Origin of the sequence: Winogradskyella sp. UBA3174, assembly GCF_002364335.1 — a bacterium.
GTDB lineage: Bacteria > Bacteroidota > Bacteroidia > Flavobacteriales > Flavobacteriaceae > Winogradskyella.
Map to the genome: position 1 here is coordinate 13,818 of NZ_DEXW01000062.1, position 5,051 is coordinate 18,868.

At 30.0% G+C, this 5,051-nt stretch carries 5 protein-coding genes; 4 read left to right on the forward strand and 1 reads right to left on the reverse strand.

The genetic code is table 11. From position 1 onward, the window contains the following. Nucleotides 1-59 precede the first annotated feature (59 nt). Nucleotides 60-518 carry a helix-turn-helix domain-containing protein gene (locus B2U95_RS11570; protein WP_296316629.1) on the reverse strand — a complete coding sequence of 153 codons (459 nt, stop codon included), beginning with the start codon at nt 516-518 and terminating at the stop codon, nt 60-62. A 614-nt stretch (nt 519-1,132) separates the two neighbouring features. Here B2U95_RS11570 and B2U95_RS11575 point away from each other — a divergent pair. From B2U95_RS11575 to B2U95_RS11590, 4 genes are all read left to right on the forward strand, one after another. Beyond that, a complete protein-coding gene (locus B2U95_RS11575; RefSeq protein WP_296316631.1) occupies nt 1,133-3,196 on the forward strand; it encodes a PHP domain-containing protein in 2,064 nt (687 codons plus the stop codon). Beyond that, on the forward strand, nt 3,177-3,494 hold the full coding sequence (locus tag B2U95_RS11580) for a hypothetical protein (RefSeq protein WP_296316633.1): 318 nt from the start codon (nt 3,177-3,179) through the stop codon (nt 3,492-3,494). Before B2U95_RS11575 ends, B2U95_RS11580 begins: the two co-directional genes overlap by 20 nt. A gap of 236 nt (nt 3,495-3,730) precedes the next feature. Then, a complete protein-coding gene (locus B2U95_RS11585) occupies nt 3,731-4,108 on the forward strand; it encodes a hypothetical protein (RefSeq protein WP_296316636.1) in 378 nt (125 codons plus the stop codon). A 3-nt stretch (nt 4,109-4,111) separates the two neighbouring features. Then, on the forward strand, nt 4,112-5,002 hold the full coding sequence (locus B2U95_RS11590; protein ID WP_296316638.1) for a hypothetical protein: 891 nt from the start codon (nt 4,112-4,114) through the stop codon (nt 5,000-5,002). Nucleotides 5,003-5,051: the final 49 nt, after the last annotated feature.

The window sequence follows — 5,051 nt, forward strand, 5'->3', positions numbered from 1 at the left end:
TTAGTTGCTTAACCACGCAACTACCCATACACATCACGTTGTGTCTATTTAAAAAATCCTTACTTCTTTTTGAATTTCTTATCAATCATTTTTCTTTTCCATTCTTCTCCAAAGAAGTCAAAAACATTAAGAGAATAGATTCCCAATATTACTCCCCAAGAAAGCAGTATCCATAAAAAAACACTCCAATTAGATGAATCATTAACTGCCATAATAAATGGAGCTAACAAACTTAGAATTGCAATTGCAAGAAGTTTATAAAACCCCTTAACATTTTGAAGGTACTCTTCTTCTTTTCTGATCTGTTCCATTTCCTGTGTCTTATCTGAATCCGTAATATTGATTTCAAAAACTGCTGCTAAAGATTTCAAAGATTCTAAACCTGCATTCTCTCCATTTTCAATTCTCTGAATAGTTCTTATACTTAATCCACTCATTTCGGCCAATTGATCTTGTGACCAATGACGCTCCAATCTCATTTTTTTAGTATCTCTTAAATTAATTGTATCAGGATTCATAATTTTTCTATGTATTTAATATTAATTATTGAACAAAGATAAGTATTACCTTTTCTTTACTATTGAAAGCAATGAGACGCTGATATGACAGTTATATGACAGTTGTGTAACACACTAATAGTGAATATAGACAAAGCTTTCTTAAATCTTGCTGGTAGTGTTCGCAGAACCTGCTAGTCTCAGATTTCGACAATCATTTTTTGTCAATAAAGATTAATTCTTCAAATAAAAAATAGGCACAAAAATGGGTATAATTTATTGCTAGTCATAGCCTACTTACATAAGTCCTCGCACACTTTCTATCTGAGATTTGTTTACTTTACCACGCAACTAACAGACACAACAACGTTCTAAAACATTAAAGTAAACCCTAATAATGAACAATATTTAAGCCATTACGGTAAACCATAACAAAACGCTTCTAAAATACTGTAATTTCCCTTCTTTTAACCTACAATGCGCTTTCATTTTAAAGCCATACTAGGTAATATAAAATAACCGCATACAATAGCACAGTATAGGTTTAATTAACTAAAATATACGTGATTATACGTATAGATAAGACTCATTTTAACGCTAGATTTGTTACTACAGTTATAACGTGGATATAGTTAATGACTATATTTAAATGTTGGCAACAAGCAAGAGAAACATTGATGAAAAAGATTGACCTTCATACACATACAATACCAACTGTAAGCGATAGCGACTTTGAATTTAGCTTACCAAAAGTCAAGGAATATGTGGAAAGGTTAGAACTTGATGCTATTGCAATAACCAATCATAATACGTTTGATTCAAAGCAGTATTTCGAAATTCGGAATAGCTTATCAATTACAGTTTTTCCAGGAATAGAAATTGACTTAGAAGGTGGTCATATTCTCTTAATTACCGACACAGATGATTTTGAAATTTCTGATTTTGAACTAAGGTGTAATAGAGTTTCTAGTATCATTCGAACAAATGAAGACACTTTATCAATCGAACAATTCAACGAAATTTTCCTAGATTTATCAAAATATATCCTAATACCACATACCGATAAGAAACCAAATATCAAACAAGAAACAATTGATTTTTTAAAGCCTCATATTACTTCTGGAGAAGTTGCAAGTGTCTCTAAATTTAAACGTGCATTAAAAGATGACGATGGCTTAGTTCCAGTCATATTCAGTGATGTTCGTTTTAAGGTTCAGCTAACTAATTTCCCATCACGCCAAACATATATTGACTTAAATGACATATCACTTTCAGGAATAAAATCTTGTTTATTTGATAGAAGTAAAATATCATTGACCAAAGAAAGTGGAAATGATTTTTTTCAAGCAACTGACGATGGACTCGTCTTATCAACAGGTTTAACAATTATATTGGGAGAAAGGTCGTCTGGTAAATCTGTAACACTAAATAAAATATCTGCTTCGTCAGGAAATGCAAAATATATTAAACAGTTTTCATTATTGCATAATGATGAACAACAATTCAACGAAACTAATAATGCTAGACTTAGTTTAGTTCGTCATAATTTTTTAGGGGAATTTAGAAAAGTAGTTGAAAAAATTGTTCAAGTAGACTTAGAACAAAATCATATAGAAATTGAGAATTATCTTGATTCACTAAAAATATTCGCATCCGAAAATGAGAAAAAAGACTTATATTCTAAATGTGTAATATTCAGCGAAAACGCCTTTATAATCAATGACTTAAGCAATTTAGACAAAGTTATAAAAGCGGTTGAGACCTTAATTAAAAATAACGAATACCAAGATATTATTCAAAAACATTTAGAAACTAAAAAATTAAAAAGTTTAGCAATTGAACTAAATCAAAAGGCTTTTGATTCGAATGTTGACAATAATAAAAAAAATTGGGTTAATTCTTTGACGAGTGATATTACAAGAGAATTAAGAATTAAAACTACTGGTTCGGTAATTGAGGATTTAGATTTTTACAAGATAGCTTTGGATGAAGTGAAAGTAAACAAATTCAATACTGTAACATCCGAACTCAAAATAAGCAGAAATATACATAGAGAAGAGTTAGGCAAATTCTCAGTTGTAACTTCAACAAACAAAATTGATGGAGCTGCAGACCTTCAAAAAATTGGTAGAGATAAAAAAACTTATAGTACTGCTTTTAGTCATTATAATGTAACGGCTTATCAATATTTACTAAAACTTAAAGAATTAGGTGTTGAAGATGCTAGTTTATTTAATTTTTTCATCAAAATTGAATCAGTTACCTTGAATAAAGATGGTTTTATAGTTTCTGGAGGAGAACGTTCTGAATTTAATCTAATTCACGAAATTCAAGACGCTACAAAATATGATTTATTGCTAATAGATGAACCAGAATCTTCTTTTGACAACAATTTTCTTAATAAGGAAATTAACTCAATAATTAAGCATATTTCCACATTGATGCCAGTAGTTGTTGTAACTCACAATAGCACAGTTGGCGCTTCGATAAAACCAAACTTTTTAGCGATAACCCAAAAAAACATAGAAGATGGTGAATTTATTTATCGCATTTATACAGGTTACCCATCTGATAAAGAATTGGTAAGTCCAGATGGAAACAAAATTGAAAATTATAAAACTTTACTTAGCTGTTTAGAGGCAGGTCTCGATGCATATAACGAAAGAAAAGAACAAGCATATGACATACTTAAAAATTGACAATAATAAAGGACATTATAGAGTTGAAGGGACAACCGAAGAATGGACTGAATTAGACCAAATTAGTAAAGATGATTTGCTAATATTATTGGAAAAAGCGACAACAGAAGAATTCGAAATGGATGAATACAAAGATGAGCTTCTTCAAAATCCTGCTCATAATATAATTTACAAGAATATTTATGGGAAATTCACCGAACTTTTAAGTAATAAAACTAGGTTTCAAGACAGTGTGAATTTAATGTATAAATCAGCAATCGATAAATACACAATTGAATTAACTGAAGAAGAAGAATAGTAATAAATGCCAGTGGCTAACAACGTGTATAAAACATAGCTAATATAGGCTTTTCGAGAGGTTTTTGTATATTTACTAAGTCCGCCAAATTTTTAATTTGGTTATATTTAAAAAAGAAAAAGTAAACATAAAAATTAAAAATTCGGCTCGTGTATAATCCGAAAAGTTAGTCTCTTTTTAGACGCTACGTTTCATACACAATACCGTTGCCATTAATTAAAAAAACAGAACACTGAATGAAAAAAGCACTAATAATTATAATATCAAGTATTCTAATTACCTCTTGTGGAGCATTAGGCTCTGCAAGCCATCCTACAACAACATTTTACGTAAAAAACAACTCGAACGAAACTATAAATTTCAGTTCAACAGTTGTAGTCTTTCCAATGTCAAGAGGTCCATTAACAAGGAATTTTTCTGTTCAACCAAAAGATAGTATTCTAGCAAGACAAGTGGATTTCAAAAAAGATGCAGAACCACAAAAGTGGTTTCTTGAATTTAAGATATTCCCAAATGATAACGTTAAAACATTTGATCCAAATAAAGCTGAAAATTGGAGAAAAGGGATTGATAGCAAAGGAAGATTAATCTACACATTCTTAATTGCCGAATAAATTATGAAGAAAATATTTTCTAATTTATTGTTTTTTGTATTTGCAATTTCATTTGCTCAAAACGACAATATTTTTAACAGGTTACAAGCAATCAGTAATAATGGATTGACTTTTTATAATATCGATGGATACACTATAACCAGCGAAACATTTAACTATCCTTTTACTGAAAAAGGTTTAAAAAAAGTTTATCGTAAATATTCTATCAAAAAAGACGAACTGAAAACAACAGACCAACAATTACCTTTTAATAATTATTACGTCACCAATGACAAAGAAATTACCGAGAATTTAGTTCAAAACAACTCATATTATTTCATAGAAAATCAAGAGAAACGAATCACAATTATTCAATTCAGTTCTATTAATAAAAGAGATAAAGAATTTGAACAAACAATCATAAAACCAATAATTGAAAATACGATACCAAAGGAAAATTATGCTTCAATGACAATTGATAGTATCAATTTTGCTGGCAGGAAAATCAAATTGGGTACGAGTTGTAATTGGACAAACGTAAATACAGTTCAATGTCCATATTATGGAGAAATGAATTGGTCAGTTCATAAAGATTTAGAAGATGCAAAAAATACAGTTGAGCAACAGTTTGCGATAACGGAATCAAGAAAAAGCGGAAAAGTAATTTCGGAAGAAACAGTTGATATAGAATTTGAGGGAACAGAAACTAAAGCCAAAAAAGTAATTTATGACTTTACAGGAATGACTTCTGTTTTGGCAAGTATGTCTGGAGGAAAAACATTAACTATTTACTATGTTGCGACTGAAGTAAGAGGTAATTATGTTAGTTGCGTTTTGAGCTTTTGGAATAACGACACAATAACAGAAAACGGACTTGCACCTTTATTGGAAAAAGTAATGAAACTGATAAAATAACTACTGGCAACACCGTGTATAATTAATTGCTTGGTCACTGCCGACTTAC